This window comes from Blautia aquisgranensis (assembly GCF_040096615.1).
Taxonomy (GTDB): Bacteria; Bacillota; Clostridia; order Lachnospirales; family Lachnospiraceae; genus Blautia_A; species Blautia_A aquisgranensis.
Map to the genome: position 1 here is coordinate 333711 of NZ_JBBMEJ010000001.1, position 17377 is coordinate 351087.

Genomic DNA, 17377 nt, shown 5'->3' on the forward strand with positions numbered 1-17377 from the left:
ATTCTCTTATATCTGATTTTTATACAACCTTTCCTATTCTAGTATAGACAAGGCTTTGCTGTCAAGGCAATTCAATCGTAAATTCCCTCTGTATCAATTGTGGACGCATCCTCTGCAGCTGCGGAGGTTTCCGTATCCTCTCCAGCTGTGGAATCGCTCTCATCCGCTGTTCCAGTATCCTGTTCTGTCTGTTCTTCCGAACCGGCATCTGCTTCTGTTCCATCGGATGTGTCTGCAGACTCTTCTGCCGTGGTTTTACTCTGACTTAAAGGCGTGATCACAATGCTCTCTGCTGCCACACCTGTTTTCCGCTTTACGATATCCTCGATCTGTGCCCGCTTTGCATCCTCAAGTTCTGTATCCGGAACCACTACATCTGCTGTTTCTCCTGTAAGATTCACGATTACATTTTCAAACCCTTTTGCCTCCAGAAGAAGCTCTGCTGCCGCTTCTTTTTCCGTAAGATCTGTCATGGATACCATGGTATTGATGGCGTTCTGCTTTTCCTCATCGCTGATATCTTTGTTGCTGATGATAGATTGCAGGTCCGCTTTGTTCTGTGAGCGTACCTGTTCCCTGCTCACCTTCGCCTGTGCCGCAAAATCCGATGCTCCCGTAAGTACGGCTTCTCCCGGTGATGCGGTATCCATGATCTCCGTCTGGGAGGTGCCATCTGCCCCGTTCTCATCCAGAAGGGCTGTTTCATCTGTCAGATCATACTCCACATCATCCAGGATACTGCTGCTGTCTGTGCTTGCCTCCTTATCCTTAAAACCCAGATCTACGTCTGCGAAATTCAGATATCCGGCCACTGCGATCAGAATGGCCAGTGAGGTGATGATTACCTGGTTTTTCTTCATGATCTTCTTCACTTCTACTCTCCTCATTTCATTTTCATCACTCTAATTTTATTAGCGTCAATCTGAAATAATGCCATAATTGCCTGCTGAATATTCTGGACAGTCACAGCACTTCCTGCTCCCTGGGCTGCCACCAGTACTCCTGTCACCTCCATCTGGCTGCTCATGGAAAAACCGCTCTCGTTTCCTTCCGTTCCGGTCATAATGATCACTTCCACATTTCCAACTCCTTCCACCCTGGAAAGAAGCTCCTCAAGACGGCATTCCAGCCTGGTTTTCTCAGAACTCTGCACCACCGTGGAGTTACTGTTCTTTTTTGATACCGGAAGTCCCGCCACCAGAAGAAGGATTCCCAGCAGCAGGACGATTCCCCACTCCTTCCAGCCCATTGACAGGATCTTCGATCTGATACTGGTCTTCTTCCAGTCCGCAGCTTCTTTTGAGTCCATCCTTCACCGCCTCCTTCTGCTCCTTTGTTAAATCTCTTTGGAGCTTTATTTTTATGAGCACTGTTTTTGTTTTTTCTGGAGCCGTTTCTTCACTGCTGACTTCTGCATCTGTGATCCCGGCATCATTAAGAACATCCCGTACCTGTTTCACCAGTTCATTTTTGTAAGCTTCTTTCAAAAAAGCCTCCTGAATCCCTTCTGCTTCATTTTTCATCCGCTCCTGTTCTTCTTCCCCGTAATATTTCTGGAATCCATCCAGAAGCTCGCTGCTTTTCCCGAAAAAAGCAAACACAGGAGAAATAATAAGCAATACCAGCAGCAGTCCCAGGAACAGACGGATATACTGCTCGTACCTTTTATCCGGCAGGATATGCAGAATCGCTGTTCCAAGCACATGAAAAAAAGCCAGATTTTTCATCCACTGATAAAGCTCCATCCGCATTTTATCGTCCTCCAGCCATGAGAATCAGAAACGTCAGCATGCACAGCACTTCCGCCGTAAAAAGTATCCGCATCAGAAGTGCACAGCCCTCCCCCATAGTACTGAACGCTTCCACAAGTCTTTTGTCTGAAACTGGCTGTGCCACAGCTGCCAGAAAGCGGTAGATCAGCGATAATAACCCATAACGGATCACAGGTCCCGCACCTGCTGCCACGACCACCAGAAGCAATACAACTCCCAGACTGTTCCGTACAAGAACTGCCGTCGTAAGAACCAGCTCTGTCACTGCGTTCACCGCGTTTCCAACTCCCGGAAGGGCACCGGCTGTTTTTCCTAATGCACTTCTTTTCAGAGAATCCATCACCGGTGCCACCAGCCCCCTTACTACCTGAAGTCCGGCCACCAGACCAAGCAGTGACTTTAAGCCCCAGGAGATCAGCGTCTCAATAAGCTCCGCCATTTTTCCCAGCATTTCCTCCCTGGAAAGATGATTGACAAACTTTAAAAGAATATAAAGGCTGACTCCCGGCAGCAGTATATTTTCCAGGAGCCATTGAAACAGCCACACAAGAAGAATCACTCCCTGATAAAAAACAGCCGCGCTTGATGCCCCGGACGCTGCCGCTACCGCCATGAAATATACCGGTGAAAGCTCCTTCATAAACTCCGTCAGCCACCCCAGAACACCGGACAGAGACTGGCTGAGACCTGAAAAGCTGTTCATAAGAAGGGTAAACACCAGAAGATACACCACATAAAAGCTGATTTCCCCGATCTGCCCATTGTCAAATGCGCCTGCGAATCCGGAAAAGGCAGCTGCAAATAATAACAGCAGCAGCAGTTTTGCGATCAGTCCTTTTTCCCGCTCAAAACCAGAAAAAAGGAGACTGTGCAGAAATTCCTGCACACTCTCCTCTGAGATCACATCCTCCCCTGACAGAAGTCTGTGAAAGGTATCTGTAACAGAAAAGCTGTTCTCACCAAGCATGGCATCTACCATATCCTGAAGGTCTGTAAGCTCCAGCTGACCGGTGAGCTGTTTTTCAGCACTTGTCATCTCTTCCTGCGAAGTCTCTTCTGATGAGGTTTCCGGCACTTTTTCCGAAGCCGCCTTCACACAGACAGAATTACAGAAAACAGGATTCCAAAAGGCTTCCCACAGAAACAGCACTGCCAGAACAGTCAACAGCCATCGGCCAATTCCATTTATTTTCATGTGAGGAACCCCTGTATCGTATCCAGAAGCGCCAGCAGCACCGGCATACTTAGCACCATCACAGACAACCTGCAGAACAGCTCAATCTGCGTCCCTGTGGAGCCATACCCCGCATCCTTACATATTCCAGATGCAAATTGTCCGATATATGTGATCCCAATCATTTTCAGCAGAGTTGTAACGTAGCTTCCGTCAACCGGCAGGCTTTCCCTGAGCTGTTCCAGGGAATCAAAAAGATATCCGATCTTTCCCACAGCAAGTCCCAGAATCACAAGACCGATCCCCAGAGAAATCAGACTGACATACTCCGGTGCGCGGTCTTTCAGAAATATCGCCAGCAGCACACCACTCACTCCAAGAACTGAGATCCGCAAGATATCCAAAGTCATCCTCCTCCCTACAGAACAAAAAGCCGCTGAATATTTTCGAAAAGCTCATAAATGTACGGTACGATCCAGAACAACACGACCAGAAGACCGGAAAGACTTACCAGAAAAGCCTGCTCCTCTCTCCCGCTGTGTTTCAAAATCTGAGAGAGAACAGAGACCAGAATTCCTACTGCTCCGATCTTAAATATAATACTGACCTCCAAAAAATCCCTCCCTTTTCACACAAGGAGCACCGCCATCAACAGCCCTCCAAGGACACCTAAGCTCCGGTACAGCTTCTTTTTTCCCCGGGCTTCTTCTTTCAGCTGTGCAATCTCTTCTTCCATAGCTTTTTCATATAACGACAGCTGTCTCCCCTGCATCTCCAGATTCAGATATCCCAGATATTCCCCGACAGAAAAAAAAGCGTCCTTTTCCCGTTGGGTAAGGCAGCTTTTTTTCAGGGATGCTTCCGCACATTCCCTGCATATCTGTGAGAGTTTTTCTCCATTTCCCGCTTTCATCCTGTCCGCGGCATTTACAAGAAATTCTCTGTATTTTCCATTCATTCTTCCGGCCACTCCGTAAAAAGCATCCGGAAGCGATGCATTTCCTCCCGTGATCTCTCCTTTCAGGCAGATCACTATCTGAAGCAGCATCTCAAGTGTATGTATTCTCTCCGAAAGCCTCATGCTCTGGGAAAATCCCATACCGGCTCCTGCAGTTACTACAAGAATAAAGCCTACAATTCTGTACATAGACATTTCCCATTTCCGTCATAGATTCCTTCTACGATTCCGGCGCGGTCATGTCTGCCCAGAAAAATATATCTCTGAAATACTTTTGCTTCCCAGAGCTTCCGGAAAAAAGGCTGGCTCAAAGTCTCTTCCACGGAATCACCGTGAGCCGTTGCGATCAGACGGCAGCCACAGTGGATTACCGACTCCACAGCCTTAAAATCCTCTTCTTTTCCAAGCTCGTCCACAGCCACCACGACCGGAGACATGGAACGGATCAGCATCTGCATTCCCTCAGCTTTCGGGCAACCGTCCAGAATATCTGTCCGCATTCCCAGATCATTCTGCGGTATCCCCTGGTAGCAGCCGGCAAGCTCACTGCGCTCGTCCACAACTCCCACTGTGACACCGGAAATATTCCCCCAGCCATTACTCATCTGCCGGATAATGTCTCGAAGAAGCGTTGTTTTTCCGCATCTTGGTGGCGAAACGATCAGGGTATGCATGATCTGTTCTCTCGTCTGTATATAAGGCATCACAGCCTCCGCGCAGCCCTTGATCTCATGGGCCAGACGCACATTGATGCAGGAAATGTATTTCATCCCCCGGATCCGGTTTCCGTCCAGGATCACCTTTCCGGTAACTCCCACACGATGTCCTCCCTGTACGCTCAGAAAGCCCTGGCGTATCTCATCTTCATAGGCATACAGAGAATAACCGCTGACATACTCCAGAGTCTCTTTCAGATCCTCCCGTGTCACCAGGTAAGGCTCCGTGTCTTTCTGTCTTAAGAAGCACTCGCCTCCGTCATAGGTAAGGAACAGAGGTCTTCCTACCCGGAGACGTATCTCATACAGTTTATCATAATCAAGATCCGCATCTATCAGAAGCTGGCGGACATTGCTGGCAAACAGGTTCTGAATCTGGTTTGCGTCCATTTTTTCACCTCTTACACTTAAATATATTGCGGATGTCCCTGATTTAGTACCCTCTGTATCACAGCATTTCCTGTTTCTCTGTTATTCTGTCAGGAAAAACAGGCTCTCACTTTCTCCCTCATCATAGGTTTCCATCTTGGGGAGACTCAGCTTCAGTACCCTGTCCACAATATTTACAGAAGACGCACGGTATGCATAGGCACAGGATTCAAACATCACATAGAGATTATCACCCTCTACCACGATCTGTTCCAGCCGTTCCGGAAACCGGTAAGTCCTGGCAGAATTCTCATTTACATACAAACGCTTATCTGACTGCTCGTAAACCACCAGCCTTGATGGCAGGATTCCAAAGGAATGGGAGATCAGAAGCTTGTCATTATAAAAAGCCATTCCCTGAGCCTGTTCTGATATGGTCGAGTAATCCAGGGGAACTGCCATCTCAAAATTCATGCCCAGCTCTTCATCCATGGTATTGATCAGATTTCCGTCTGCGTCAACTCCGTATCGTGCAATTACACTTTCGTTATATTTTTCAAAGCAGCCTACATACAGACATCCTTCATAAAAAGTCATAAAGGAATCCCTTACGATTCCATAAAGGCTGACCGTCTGGAATGTATCCACCGGCATATGGCTCTCGTCATAATCGTAGGCTTCTATTGTATCCATTTTTATACTGACTGCCTGTGCGATCCCATTAATATTGGAAGAGTACCACAGAACCTTATGTTTCGAATCGTAGGCAAGTCCTCCCACATGAGGCTGTCCAGGCAGTATCACTTCTTTTAAAAAATTATGTGTTTCCTTGTCGATCACGTAAATGACCGAGTTATGCTTCTGTGTACTGCAGTATGCACTGACCAGCACATAATCCTCGGTAACTGCCAGTCCCTGCGGCGTCATGGACGTACACATAGCCGGTGTTGCACCCTTCGCCGTAAGCAGCGTTCTGGTGTTTTTCAGTCCCGGGATCGCATAGGTTCCGTATTCTTTCTCCTTTTCGCGCCCGTCAAAGGCATAATAAGAAAAAGCTTCCTTCTGGGAAAGCATCTGTATCTGTCCCCACAGTGTATACACAGCAGAAGCTCTGTTTGTTACCACAGCCTTCGTCGGCAGCTCTGTCCTGGCTCTGTAGACAAACGCATATAAAAAATAACACATAGCCAGCACAAAAACAACTGCCAGTATCTTCAAAATAAAAAGCCGGAAGCTGCGTTTCATCTCTTTGTTCATTTTTTAAGTTTCTCTATTCGTTATTTCAGTATGATATCTTCATATTCAAAACGCAGTTCCAGACTGTCTCTGGACCACACTGCGCCACTGTATCCCGGCTCCATCTCCAACATCATATAATTTCCCCTATCCATAGGAATAGTCCTAAGATCTCTGGAAAGTCCCTCCCCGGTCCATTTAATATATGCCTCCCGAAGAACCCACTGGGCAAAAAAAGCTTTCTCCACATCGTCTGCTTCCAGAATCTCTCTTACCATATCTGTCGGCACAAGCCTTTCAAGAATACGCTCATAGTTCACTTTTTTATGAATCTGTATATCGATTCCCACCTCTTCACCTGCAAACAGACACATTACATATTTCCCTGAGTGAGTAATGTTATAATGTATCTTCGGAAGCAGGGTAAAAAACGGTTTCCCATGTTCCCCCTTGGAGCGTGGTTCAAACGCAAGCTTCCTGCCGAACTCTCTCTCTAGCCCAATCCCCAGAAGCTTTTCCCCGATCATATGCTCCATATTCTTGTTGTCGTATTCGTCTCTGATTTTCGTGTAATATATGATCCCATTCATAATCCGGCCTCCTCAAGAAAACGGGATGGTTCCCGTTCTTTATCATACTGTTGTCTCACATAGCACAGGCAGAGTTTTTTTCTTGCCCGTGTCATCCCAACGTAGAAAAGTCTCCGTTCTTCCTCGAGATGCGCCTCCAGAACAGCTTTCCGGTAAGGCATACTGCCTTCATTAACATTCATGATGTAGACTCTGTCATACTCCAGGCCTTTTACTGCATGAAGAGTGGATATCACAGCACCTTCTCTTTTTATGTCCTGCTTCTTCGCCTGTTCTTCAAGCTTCCTGGTATATTCATCCATGTAAGCCAGCCACTCCTCCAGTGTTTTCATCCCTCTGGCACTTTCGTGAATCCTGTCAAGTGTTTCGCGGAGCTCCTCTGGCTTTATTTTACGATACCTCGCGTATTCCTGCAAGTATTCTTCGTATCCCATTCCATTTCGAATGAAATTGATGGCCGCATAGGGAGCCATGGTTCTGAGGATTCTGAGATGCGTTTCCATAGTCGTGATCCGGTCACACATCCAGTCCTTGTCCTTATAATACTCACCCAGCTTCTTAAAATCTACCGTCTTTTCAGCGAGGGCATCTCTGGATATGTAACGGTTCGGCCGGTTCATGATCTCCAGAAAAGTGCTTCTGCTCCGGTCTCCCTGCGCCATTTTGAGATAGGCAATCATATTTCTGCAGATCCAGTGTCGGAACAGGTTGGGCAGTTTTTCCTTCATGGTAAAAGGAACTCCGTACTCCATCAGAGCAACTACCAGTCCCTCTGCCTCCTGATTCGTGCGGAAAAGAAAAGCTGTGTCCTCGATACTTTCGCCGTTTTCCATACGATTTTTCAGAGTTCCTGCTACTGCCATATATTCATCTCTTGGATTTCGAAATTCCAGAACCTTCACCGGCTCTCCCATCTCATTGGGAGTAGAGAGTTTTTTCACATAACGGTTTTCGTTATTATCGATCACCTTTATTGCGGTGTTTAAAATATTTCCACTGCAACGGTAATTAATGTTCAGAAGCACAGTTTCCGCATTCTTAAAATCTTCCGGAAAATTCAGCATGATCTCCGGACGGGCTCCACGGAAATGATAGATCGACTGGTCATCATCCCCCACCACAAACAGATTATTCTCCGGCGCAGCCAGCATTTTTACAATATCGTACTGAAGCTGATTGATGTCCTGAAACTCATCTACCAGAATGTAGCGAAATTTTTTCTGCCAGGCTGCCAGAATATCCTTTCTCTTCCGGAGCAGCTCATAGCAGCTTAAAAGCATATCATCAAAATCAAGCTTTCTTCTTTCGTTGAGGACTCTTCTATATCCCCGAAAGATCTGGCGGAACACTTCATCCGGGCAGCAGGAGGAATAATAATGCTCCAGGGCGATCCTTCCACCTTTTACAACGCTGATCTCCTTTGCCACATCCTCCACAAAATCCCCTTCCTGGGGCTGTTCCGCAGCACAGCTTACGACCAGTTCCCTGAGAATCGCATATTTCTCTTCTTCCGAGAGAATATTTCCTCCATCCAGACCATAAGCCTGTTTCAGGATTCCATAAAATACTCCGTGAAAGGTTCCAAAAGTTACACCGGTTCTCTGAACACCGGTAAATTTCAGAAACCGTTCTTTCATTTCTACTGCTGCAGCTCTGGAAAAAGTCACAACAAGAACAGAGGAAGCCGGTATCTTCCCCTCCTGTATCATATGTGCTGTTCTCTCTACAATGACGGAGGTTTTCCCCGAACCGGGGCCTGCCAGAACCATCATAGGCCCTGACAGGTGGGCGATCGCCCTTTTTTGAGATGGATTTCGTTTCATGTCTGAATTATTTTTCAAGCTTTTCGATTGCTGCATGAACACGTTTCAGTGTCTCTTCCTTGCCGATAATCTCCATGATCTCTGTAGCACCGGCCGGTGTCATCTGCTTGCCGGACACAGCGGTTCTAAGCGGCCACATTACATATCCGTTCTTATAGCCATGCTCTTTCACAAACACACTTAAAGAAGCATACAGTGGATCATTGGTGTAATCCTCCTGTGCCTCAAGCACCGGAAGTACTTCCTTCAGTACTGCAAGAGAAGTCTCCTCTGTTGTTTTCATTTTTTTGTGGCAGTACATTGCACTGTCATACTCCGGAACTGCCTCAAAGAAATCTACGAGAGCCGGAATCTCCGGAAATACCTCGATTCTTGTCTGAACCATTCCTGCGATTTTTTTAAGATTGAAGTCTTTTGTGAGGGCTTCCTTCAGATACGGAAGTGCTCTCTCATAGAAAGCTTCCGGATCCATCTTCTTGATGTACTCACCGTTCATCCATTTCAGTTTGGCAATATCAAAAACTGCCGGTGATTTATTGATATGATGATAATCAAATGCCTCCACAAGCTCCGGAAGCGTAAAGATCTCACGGTTATCTGCCGGGCTCCATCCAAGGAGTGCAACATAATTGATCACTGCCTCGGAAACAAATCCCTGATCGATCAGATCCTCATAGGAGGAATGTCCACATCTCTTGGAAAGCTTCTGATGTGTCTCGTCTGTGATCAGCGGACAGTGAACATAAACCGGAATATCCCATCCAAATGCCTCATAAATACGGTTGTATTTCGGTGCGGAGGAAAGATACTCGTTTCCTCTTACTACATGCGTGATTCCCATAAGATGGTCATCAATAACATTTGCAAAATTATAAGTCGGATATCCGTCGGATTTAATCAGGATCAGATCCTCCATCTCCTCATTATTGACTGTGATATCTCCGTAGATCACATCATGGAATGTAGTAGTTCCCTCTGTTGGCATATTGAAACGGATAACATGCGGCTCTCCTGCATCCAGACGGCGCTGAACCTCTTCCTTGGAAAGATTCAGACATCTCTTATCGTAGATAGAAATCTCCTTGCCTGCAACAGTACGCTTCATGCTCTCCAGCTCTTCCTTTCCACAGAAACAGTAATATGCATCCCCCTGCTCGATCAGCTGTTTCGCATATTTCAGATACATACCGGACGCCTGACGCTCACTCTGTACATAAGGACCGACGCCTCCGTCCTTGTCCGGACCCTCATCATGAAGAAGTCCTGTCTTCTCAAGAGTACGGTAGATGATATCTACAGCTCCCTCAACGTAACGTTCCTGGTCTGTATCTTCAATACGGAGGATGAAATCTCCGCCTTCATGTTTCGCGATCAAATAAGCGTAAAGAGCTGTTCTTAAGTTACCCACATGCATTCTTCCTGTAGGGCTCGGTGCAAATCTTGTTCTGATCTTTGTCATTTCTTTTCTCCTCGTTTTTGTTGATTCTCATTATAGATGCTATTATATACCTAAATCCTTCAAAATGTCCATAGAAAATCCCTAATAGCCATAATGCAAAAAAGATCCCCTGAGACATCACCGTCCCAGAGGATCCCGTATCATTCCTCTTATGCTTCAATTCCTTTATTCTTAAGGTACTCGATCACATCTCCGACAGTATTCAGATCTGTAAGCTCCTCTGCCGGAATCTCAACATTGTACTCATCCTCAAGAGCCATAACCAGCTCAAACAGATCGAGGGAGTCAGCTCCAAGATCATCTTTAAAAGATGTCTCCGGTGTAATTGTAGATGCCTCACAGTTTAACTGCTCTGCAAGCAGTTCTTTCATTCTTTCTAACATATCGTATTTTCTCCTTTAATCATCATTACAGAACGAATCTGTTTCCTCTTTTTGAGCAAAGTATATAGTCTGCAAAAACAGTTGTCAAGAGGATTTTCCCAAAAAATGGCTATATAGCAAAAATATTTTGATTTTAAAACTATTTTACTCTTGAAATTTTATCTGACGGGCCACACTGAGGGCAATTGCCATCTCCAGCATCAGGAACACAATAGATGTTCCCCCGTAACTGATAAAGGGCAAAGTAACACCTGTGTTGGGCATCAGATTCAGTACAACAGCAATGTTTAAAATCACCTGCAGGGCAATATGTATAAAGATTCCCGTAACGATCAGTGAGCCAAACAGATCCGGTGCATTCTGTGCAATAAAAAACAGTCTGTACAGAAGATATCCAAATAAGATCAGAACAAAAATCCCTCCGAAGATTCCAAGTTCCTCACAGATGATAGAAAAGATCATATCATTCTGTGCCTCCGGCACGCTTCCAAGCTTCTGGATACTGTTTCCAAGTCCTCTGCCGAAAAGCCCTCCGGAACCGATGGCATACAGTGCCTGCAGAGTCTGATATCCGCCCTCATCGGAATACTTCTCCGGCTGGAGCCATACCAAAATTCGCGTGATACGGAAACTGCTGCTGTCCTTTGTTGTCGTTGTTGCAGCAATAAAAAGCACAGCTACTACAATCAAAGCTACTCCTACCACTACCATGATAATAAACGGACGCATATCCGGATGTGCCACAAAGATCATTCCTACTGTGATTCCAAGGATGATCATGGCTGTACTTAAGTTATCGGTAAGCACATAAGCCGCCAGTGCAAGGCCTGCCCCAGGAAGTCCCAGGATCATGCAGCTCTTTAAGGTTTTGACCTTACGGCCCATTTTTCCGATCATGTAGGCCATCATGATGATCACTGCGATCTTGGCTACTTCTGCCGGCTGAAAGTTAATTGGGCCGATGTAGAGCCATCTGGTCGCACCATGGGAAGAATGTCCCAAAGGGGTACGTACCAGCCCCATAAGAATCAGAGACGCCACATACATAGCTGTCGTAAACGGCAGAAGAATATGATAATCTACTATTTTTGAAAGAACCAGTGCACCAATCAGACAGGCTGCACTGATCAATGCCTGTTTTTTGAAATAAAACATATCGTTGCCGTAATTTATCTCTGCCATATAGGAACTGGTACTGTAAAGCATGACTAGGCCAAAACATACCAGCAATACAATGACAGCAACAAGATTATAATCGTAATAATCGGACCTTGATTTCTGCTTCTGTTTCTTAAGCAGAGATTTTTTCATTTTATCACCATCGCTTTCTCTTTCTGCGAAAAAGTTGTGAAAGTAAAAAAAATTCCCGGAAAGCCGCATAAATGCTGTCTTTCCGGGACGTTCCATAAATGGACCTGAGGGGAATCGAACCCCTGTCCGAAAGCCTATCCCTTAAGGCATCTCCCATCACAGTCGCTGTTTTAACATTCCCTCGGCAGCACGCCCACCGACAGGCTTACCACTTCAGTAGCTTCATGATACATCTACCGGGGCAAAGCTTACCCGGCAAGGTTTCTCACATGGTCGACGCCAGGTTCCCGACGTGTGAGTGCAACGGGGCTGACGAGCAGCTTAGGCTGCTAACGCTAACTTTTCGTCTGCGTTTATATTTAGGTTCCCGGTTGGTACGCAGTCCAGGAGTCTGCGGATGGCTTCCCTAACTTCAAAGCCCCCGTCGAAACCAGTACAAGCCCTGAAAATAAGACTTCCTGCAACCGAATTTTCATTGGTCGCTTCTGGTGGACAGACGAACTTTAACAAGTCAGTTATTTTTTGACTGGATTTAATTATACCAGAATGATTTTTTGTGTCAAGGAATTTTGCAAAAAATCTGATAGGTACAGCCCTTTTCTGTTTCCAGAATATATCGTCCTTTTTCATCTTTTCGTGCCGTTATCAGTTCATCATCCCGGAAAAATTTCAGCCCCTGCGAACAGCGCAGAACTGCTTTCCCGCCATGCTTTGAAAGAATACGCCCTTTCACAAGCTTTCCGTTCTTCCATTCCAAATCCAGTTCAAATCCTCCCTCTGCACAAAGCCCTGTAACACTTCCCTCACTCCAGTTTACAGGTAGCGCAGGCAGCAGAAATATCTCATCCAGATGGCTTTGTAATAGCATCTATGCTATTCCACATGTGCCGCCAAAATTTCCGTCAATCTGGAATACCCACGGAATTCCGGATATCCTCTCCAGCGGCGGATGCAGATCAAAAAGATTCGGTGCTGTCAGCTTGTCAAGAAGATAATAGATATATTTTTCAGCTTTATCTCCTTCCTGCAGTCTTGCATAAAGATTGAGCAGCCATGCACAGCTCCAGCCTGTATGTCCTCCACCGGCTTCCATACGTCTCTCCAGCGATCTTTCACACGCTTTTACAAGCTCCGGTGTTTCATACTCATTGATCTGATTTGACGGAAACAATGGATACAGGTGTGAAAAGTGCCGGTGTCCAGGTTCCCATTCCTCATAATCTTCCCTCCATTCCAGAAGCTGTCCATATTTTCCGATCCTGTAAGAAGGAAGCTTCCGGGAAATCTCCCGTACCCACTCTTCCAGATCTCCTTTTTTTCCAAGAATGCGGTTACCTTCCAAATAGGCATAAAAAATATCTCTTAAAATTCCCGTATCCATCGTGCATCCTGCACATGCACTTCCCACGGTTCCATCCGCCTGATAATACGTATTTTCCGGTGAAACAGAAGGACACACGATCAATTCTCCCTGATCCTCGATCATAAAATCCTTAAAAAACAGCACACACTCTTCCAGCACAGGCATCATACATTTAAGAAACTCTGTATCCATTGTGTAGCGATAATGTTTCCAGATGTGTGTGGCGATCCATGCGCCGCCCATCACCCAGTAGGACGCTGCAATCGCCAGATCCTGAGGAGCTGTATCTGCCCAGATATCCGTGTTATGGTGTGCCACAAATCCCCTGCATCCATACATCTTCTGTGCCGTCTTTTTCCCATTTTCTACCATACGCTCCAGCAGATCAAAAAGGGGTTCATGACACATGGAAAGATTACAGATCTCTGCAGGCCAGTAATTCATCTCCGTATTGATATTGATGGTATATTTGGAATCCCAGATCGGTTCCAGCTTTTCGCACCAAATTCCCTGCAGATTCGCCGGAAGCCCGCCCGGGCGGCTGCTTGCCATAAGCAGATATCTTCCATATTCGTAATACAAAGCAGCAAACCCCGGATCTTTTTTTCCTTGGTGAATTCTCTGCAGACGCTGATCTGTAGTCAGCTGCTCCAGCTTCGGATCGCAGGAAAGCTTCAGAACAGATCGGTCAAAAATCTCACTGTGCGATTTTTCATGATCCACCAGTATCTTGTCAAAATCCTTAGCACTATAAGCAGACAGCTGTTTTTTCAGATATTGTGCCGGATCTGAGATTTTCTTTTTCCGATACGGAAATGTAGTCACACCGTTTATGTAAAAGATCACCCTGGAAGCATTTCGTATCACCAGATGCTCTCCGATCGTCTCAACCTTTCCATTCTCAACAACAGCACGCGCCTGAATACAGAATTCACTTCCACCTTTTCCAAGATCGCCGTCAATGTAGATACTGTCCTCCCCTGCTTTTTCCGCGCAGTTATAGAATCGTCCTCGTGTGATATGAACAGACATACAAAGGCCATCTTCCCGGTCTGTCTGAAATTCCGCAACCAGCAGATCCTCCTTCTCAGATATCAGAGCGCGCATCCGATATTTCGCTCCATTATGCAAAAAGCTGGTCTCTGCCACACCTTTTTCCAGATCCAGCTGTCTTCGGTAAGACTGTATCTCTCCCTCTTCATGGTCAATTCGGTAATTCACATCACACATGGTCTGATACGGTCGTTCACTCTGCGGAGTTCCGGACAACGCCAAAAGCTCCAATTGCTGCGCTTCCTGGATTTTCCCCTCCAACACCAGTTCCCGGATCTTTGGAAAATATTTTTTCGCATCTGAATTGATACGGTCAAGTGGACCTCCATAAACCATGCTCTCTTCATTCATCTGAATATGTCCGCAAAAAGGTGCTCCGGATATCATTGCTCCTAATCTTCCATTTCCAAGAGGCAATGCTTCGATCCAGTTTTCTGCCGGTTTTTCATACCATAAACTCTCCATTTTTTCTCCCCAACATTTTTTATTTTATGATAGCACAGATCCTGTACATTCCATATGGAAAAAAGATGTCTCTGATATGGATTTTTTTGAGATTTTGGCATAAAAAAGGACCCACCTGTATGGTGGATCCCATTCTTCCTAGTTTTATCTCTAGTGGATATTCAATTATACCCTGGAGAGATACTCTCCGGTTCTTGTATCGATCTTCAGCTTGTCTCCCTGGTTTACGAACAGCGGAACCTGAACCTGTGCACCTGTCTCAACAGTTGCCGGTTTGGTAGCACCCTGTGCTGTATTTCCAGCGAATCCTGGCTCTGTCTCAATAACCTCAAGCTCAACAAAAAGAGGTGGCTCGATAGCGAATACCTCGCCGTTATGAGAGCAAACCTTAACCATCTCGTTATCCTTAACGAATTTCAGAGAATCGCCAACCTGCTCCTCTGTAAGGCCAACCTGGTCATATGTCTCTGTGTTCATGAAGTAGTATAAACCACCATCCTGATACAGATACTGCATATCTACACGCTCAATACGTGCTGCCGGGAACTTCTCTGTAGGACGGAAAGATTTCTCCACTACAGATCCTGTGATGATGTTTTTGTATTTTGTTCTTACAAAGGCTGCGCCTTTTCCTGGTTTTACATGCTGGAATTCAACGATCTGACATACGTTTCCATCAATTTCAAGTGTGATACCATTTTTGAAATCACCTGCTGAAATCATAAATATTTCCTCCTTAAATATATGCGCTTCTTTTCGCTATGAATTATTCTATAATACCTTTTGTCATTTTTCAACTGTTTTTTTGCTTATGACTCTAATTTTTCTTCAATTTCAGCAATAAGCTCATCAAAAGGCTTCACTCCTGTAACCACCTTGATGTCTGCAAACTTCTCATAAACAGGATCTCTCTGCTTGAGCAGCTTCTTGATCTTGTCCTCTTTGTTTTCAGCACCTTCCAGTGTTGGATTGTTGCTTCCTTCCAGTCGTTTGATCAGTGTTGCCGCTGATCCTTTCAGATAGATGATGGTTCCCATATTCTGGAGATACTTCTGGTTCTGCTCCTGAAGAGGCAGTCCCGCACTTACGGAGATCACCTTACGCTCACTGTCTGTAGACAGCTCTTTCACTGCCATTGTCTCAAGTGCACGGTAAAATGGTTCTCCGAAACGTTCAAATACCTCCTTTACCGACATGTTCATTTTTTTCACGATCAGTCTGTCCACGTCAATAAACGGAAGCCCTAGGTCCTTCGCCAGCCGCTTTCCTACTCGTGTCTTTCCTGAACCCATAAAGCCGATAATTACAATATGGTTCATGAATTCTTCCCCTCCTCTTTTCGGTAAAAATGTAATACTATTTTTTCCAGATAGCGCTTCAGCACGATCTGGATCTCTTCTTTTGGATGAATCGGTTTCACAAGGATCGTCCGGATCCCGGCCCGTTTCGCTCCATAAATATCCGTAAACAGCTGATCTCCTACAAAAATCGTTCTGTCCAGATCTGTTCCGATCACCTGACAGGCCTTTCTGTAGTTCTTCACAGCCGGTTTATGGGCATTTTCTATAAATTCTCCCTCCACAGCACGGGCAAACGACTCCACGCGTGGCTTCTGATTATTGGATACAAAGCAATAATGAAAGCCTATCTCACGGAGTCTCTTAAATAATGCCTTCGCCCGCTCATCCGCTGGTGCTCCATGGGGTACTATGGTATTGTCGATATCAAAAAGAAGCCCCCGGTATCCTTCTCTGTAAAGCTTCTCATAATCGATCACATATGCAGAATCCAGATATTCATCCGGAAAAAAACTTCTGAACATCTATTCCACCTCAGTTTTCTTTCTCCAGGTAATCATAAAGCTCACCCAGATGATCTTTCATTACTTCATAGCCATGATTATAAAAGCCTTTCAGGGCTTCCACATTCTGTTCCGTACGGGACACCGTCTCAATCTCCGGACGGATCACAAAGATATGACCTTCCTTTTCCCATTTTTCGATCAGATCCAGTGTTTTATTATAAACCTGGTAGCGATTGAGCAACGTGTTGAGAAGATTCGGATATTTCTTGAAAGCAGCCACATAGACCGCTTTGCTCTTTCCTGGTTTCTTTTTGCGGTAACCCTGGTTTCTGGTGAGGATTACCACGTTTTTACGGTGTCCTTTTTTCATGGCATGGATCAATGGTATGGAATCCGCTGACCCGCCATCCAGGCATGGATTGCCGTCTATCATCACCATCGGACTCATTCCCGGAATACTGCTGGATGCTCTGCAGATATCCATAAGCCGCTTTCTGTCCTGATTCTCAGAAAGATATTCCGCCTCTCCGGTAAGACAGTTCGTTACGACCATCTCACATTCAATATCTGAACGAAAATACTCTTCAAAATCAAACGGAAAGATCTCATTTGGATACCTGTCAAAGATCATATCCATATCAAACAGGCTTCGGTTATCCACCACGTTCTTAAGGCTGATATAACGGTATTCCTTATTCTCGACGATCATGCAGCGTCTGGTCCGCCCGATCTGACCGGAAACATAGTCCATAGCATTACAGGCACCAGCAGACACTCCCACTACATATGGAAGCTTCACCTTCTGTTCCATAAGATAATCCAGTACTCCTGCAGTAAAAACACCACGGTTTCCGCCGCCTTCCAGTACCAGTGCTGTCTCGTTGTTTTCTGTCATTGTCTT

20 protein-coding genes and 1 other RNA gene are annotated in these 17377 nt (G+C 45.7%); all 21 read right to left on the reverse strand.

Annotated elements, in window-relative coordinates; translation table 11 throughout:
• Positions 1-71: 71 nt before the first annotated feature.
• The 21 genes from WMO28_RS01625 to WMO28_RS01725 all read right to left on the reverse strand — a co-directional run bounded on the left by WMO28_RS01625 (position 72) and on the right by WMO28_RS01725 (position 17371).
• Positions 72-872: a SpoIIIAH-like family protein gene (locus WMO28_RS01625; RefSeq protein ID WP_349055851.1), complete on the reverse strand. Its 801-nt coding sequence runs from the start codon at positions 870-872 to the stop codon at positions 72-74.
• An 11-nt stretch (positions 873-883) separates the two neighbouring features.
• Positions 884-1249, reverse strand: coding sequence for a SpoIIIAG-related protein (locus WMO28_RS01630; RefSeq protein ID WP_349055853.1), 366 nt, complete (start codon positions 1247-1249; stop codon positions 884-886).
• Positions 1164-1751 carry a stage III sporulation protein AF gene (locus WMO28_RS01635; protein WP_349055854.1) on the reverse strand — a complete coding sequence of 196 codons (588 nt, stop codon included), beginning with the start codon at positions 1749-1751 and terminating at the stop codon, positions 1164-1166. Before WMO28_RS01635 ends, WMO28_RS01630 begins: the two co-directional genes overlap by 86 nt.
• Position 1752: 1 nt before the next feature.
• Positions 1753-2967: a stage III sporulation protein AE gene (locus WMO28_RS01640; RefSeq protein ID WP_349055855.1), complete on the reverse strand. Its 1215-nt coding sequence runs from the start codon at positions 2965-2967 to the stop codon at positions 1753-1755.
• Entirely contained in the window at positions 2964-3350 is a 387-nt protein-coding gene (locus WMO28_RS01645) for a SpoIIIAC/SpoIIIAD family protein (protein WP_178643548.1), read from the reverse strand. Before WMO28_RS01645 ends, WMO28_RS01640 begins: the two co-directional genes overlap by 4 nt.
• Before the next feature lie 14 nt (positions 3351-3364).
• Positions 3365-3559: a stage III sporulation protein AC gene (spoIIIAC, locus tag WMO28_RS01650; RefSeq protein ID WP_178643550.1), complete on the reverse strand. Its 195-nt coding sequence runs from the start codon at positions 3557-3559 to the stop codon at positions 3365-3367.
• Between the two features lie 15 nt (positions 3560-3574).
• Entirely contained in the window at positions 3575-4093 is a 519-nt protein-coding gene (locus tag WMO28_RS01655) for a stage III sporulation protein AB (RefSeq protein ID WP_349055856.1), read from the reverse strand.
• Positions 4078-5010 carry a stage III sporulation protein AA gene (gene spoIIIAA, locus WMO28_RS01660; protein WP_178642872.1) on the reverse strand — a complete coding sequence of 311 codons (933 nt, stop codon included), beginning with the start codon at positions 5008-5010 and terminating at the stop codon, positions 4078-4080. Before spoIIIAA ends, WMO28_RS01655 begins: the two co-directional genes overlap by 16 nt.
• An 81-nt stretch (positions 5011-5091) precedes the next feature.
• Entirely contained in the window at positions 5092-6246 is a 1155-nt protein-coding gene (locus WMO28_RS01665; protein ID WP_349055858.1) for a YncE family protein, read from the reverse strand.
• A gap of 20 nt (positions 6247-6266) precedes the next feature.
• The gene (locus tag WMO28_RS01670) at positions 6267-6815 is read right to left on the reverse strand and encodes a 4'-phosphopantetheinyl transferase superfamily protein (RefSeq protein ID WP_178642868.1); all 549 of its coding nucleotides are present in this window, start codon (positions 6813-6815) and stop codon (positions 6267-6269) included.
• Positions 6812-8674, reverse strand: coding sequence for an ATP-dependent helicase (locus tag WMO28_RS01675; protein WP_353963831.1), 1863 nt, complete (start codon positions 8672-8674; stop codon positions 6812-6814). Before WMO28_RS01675 ends, WMO28_RS01670 begins: the two co-directional genes overlap by 4 nt.
• Entirely contained in the window at positions 8646-10097 is a 1452-nt protein-coding gene (gene gltX / locus WMO28_RS01680; protein ID WP_178645092.1) for a glutamate--tRNA ligase, read from the reverse strand. Before gltX ends, WMO28_RS01675 begins: the two co-directional genes overlap by 29 nt.
• A 149-nt stretch (positions 10098-10246) precedes the next feature.
• Complete coding sequence (gene acpP, locus WMO28_RS01685) at positions 10247-10480, reverse strand: acyl carrier protein (protein ID WP_178645093.1); 234 nt, start codon at positions 10478-10480, stop codon at positions 10247-10249.
• Positions 10481-10624: 144 nt separating this feature from the next.
• Positions 10625-11791 (reverse strand): FtsW/RodA/SpoVE family cell cycle protein, encoded by a 1167-nt coding sequence (locus tag WMO28_RS01690; protein ID WP_178645094.1) that lies wholly within the window; start codon positions 11789-11791, stop codon positions 10625-10627.
• A 96-nt stretch (positions 11792-11887) separates the two neighbouring features.
• Positions 11888-12234: a transfer-messenger RNA gene (ssrA, locus tag WMO28_RS01695) on the reverse strand.
• Positions 12235-12350: 116 nt separating this feature from the next.
• Complete coding sequence (locus tag WMO28_RS01700; protein WP_349055860.1) at positions 12351-12659, reverse strand: glycoside hydrolase family 95-like protein; 309 nt, start codon at positions 12657-12659, stop codon at positions 12351-12353.
• Positions 12660-14672 (reverse strand): glycoside hydrolase family 95 protein, encoded by a 2013-nt coding sequence (locus tag WMO28_RS01705; RefSeq protein WP_349055861.1) that lies wholly within the window; start codon positions 14670-14672, stop codon positions 12660-12662. It abuts the gene before it with no gap.
• 165 nt (positions 14673-14837) lie between these two features.
• Positions 14838-15395 carry an elongation factor P gene (gene efp, locus WMO28_RS01710; RefSeq protein WP_015524430.1) on the reverse strand — a complete coding sequence of 186 codons (558 nt, stop codon included), beginning with the start codon at positions 15393-15395 and terminating at the stop codon, positions 14838-14840.
• Positions 15396-15481: 86 nt separating this feature from the next.
• Positions 15482-15991 carry a shikimate kinase gene (locus tag WMO28_RS01715; RefSeq protein WP_178643386.1) on the reverse strand — a complete coding sequence of 170 codons (510 nt, stop codon included), beginning with the start codon at positions 15989-15991 and terminating at the stop codon, positions 15482-15484.
• Positions 15988-16494 carry a YqeG family HAD IIIA-type phosphatase gene (locus tag WMO28_RS01720; RefSeq protein WP_178643383.1) on the reverse strand — a complete coding sequence of 169 codons (507 nt, stop codon included), beginning with the start codon at positions 16492-16494 and terminating at the stop codon, positions 15988-15990. Before WMO28_RS01720 ends, WMO28_RS01715 begins: the two co-directional genes overlap by 4 nt.
• Positions 16495-16504: 10 nt before the next feature.
• Positions 16505-17371: a patatin-like phospholipase family protein gene (locus WMO28_RS01725; protein WP_178643381.1), complete on the reverse strand. Its 867-nt coding sequence runs from the start codon at positions 17369-17371 to the stop codon at positions 16505-16507.
• Positions 17372-17377 lie beyond the last annotated feature (6 nt).

Excerpts from the sequence above, each read along its gene's own strand:
- WMO28_RS01665 (WP_349055858.1), bottom strand. The coding sequence starts at position 6,246 with ATGAACAAAGAGATGAAACGCAGCTTCCGGCTTTTTATTTTGAAGATA.
- WMO28_RS01655 (WP_349055856.1), bottom strand. The coding sequence starts at position 4,093 with ATGTACAGAATTGTAGGCTTTATTCTTGTAGTAACTGCAGGAGCCGGT.
- acpP (WP_178645093.1), bottom strand. The coding sequence starts at position 10,480 with ATGTTAGAAAGAATGAAAGAACTGCTTGCAGAGCAGTTAAACTGTGAG.
- WMO28_RS01640 (WP_349055855.1), bottom strand. The coding sequence starts at position 2,967 with ATGAAAATAAATGGAATTGGCCGATGGCTGTTGACTGTTCTGGCAGTG.
- WMO28_RS01690 (WP_178645094.1), bottom strand. The coding sequence starts at position 11,791 with ATGAAAAAATCTCTGCTTAAGAAACAGAAGCAGAAATCAAGGTCCGAT.
- WMO28_RS01700 (WP_349055860.1), bottom strand. The coding sequence starts at position 12,659 with ATGCTATTACAAAGCCATCTGGATGAGATATTTCTGCTGCCTGCGCTA.
- WMO28_RS01720 (WP_178643383.1), bottom strand. The coding sequence starts at position 16,494 with ATGTTCAGAAGTTTTTTTCCGGATGAATATCTGGATTCTGCATATGTG.
- WMO28_RS01715 (WP_178643386.1), bottom strand. The coding sequence starts at position 15,991 with ATGAACCATATTGTAATTATCGGCTTTATGGGTTCAGGAAAGACACGA.
- WMO28_RS01705 (WP_349055861.1), bottom strand. The coding sequence starts at position 14,672 with ATGGAGAGTTTATGGTATGAAAAACCGGCAGAAAACTGGATCGAAGCA.
- WMO28_RS01635 (WP_349055854.1), bottom strand. The coding sequence starts at position 1,751 with ATGCGGATGGAGCTTTATCAGTGGATGAAAAATCTGGCTTTTTTTCAT.
- spoIIIAA (WP_178642872.1), bottom strand. The coding sequence starts at position 5,010 with ATGGACGCAAACCAGATTCAGAACCTGTTTGCCAGCAATGTCCGCCAG.
- WMO28_RS01725 (WP_178643381.1), bottom strand. The coding sequence starts at position 17,371 with ATGACAGAAAACAACGAGACAGCACTGGTACTGGAAGGCGGCGGAAAC.
- efp (WP_015524430.1), bottom strand. The coding sequence starts at position 15,395 with ATGATTTCAGCAGGTGATTTCAAAAATGGTATCACACTTGAAATTGAT.
- gltX (WP_178645092.1), bottom strand. The coding sequence starts at position 10,097 with ATGACAAAGATCAGAACAAGATTTGCACCGAGCCCTACAGGAAGAATG.
- WMO28_RS01630 (WP_349055853.1), bottom strand. The coding sequence starts at position 1,249 with ATGGGCTGGAAGGAGTGGGGAATCGTCCTGCTGCTGGGAATCCTTCTT.
- WMO28_RS01670 (WP_178642868.1), bottom strand. The coding sequence starts at position 6,815 with ATGAATGGGATCATATATTACACGAAAATCAGAGACGAATACGACAAC.
- WMO28_RS01675 (WP_353963831.1), bottom strand. The coding sequence starts at position 8,674 with ATGCAGCAATCGAAAAGCTTGAAAAATAATTCAGACATGAAACGAAAT.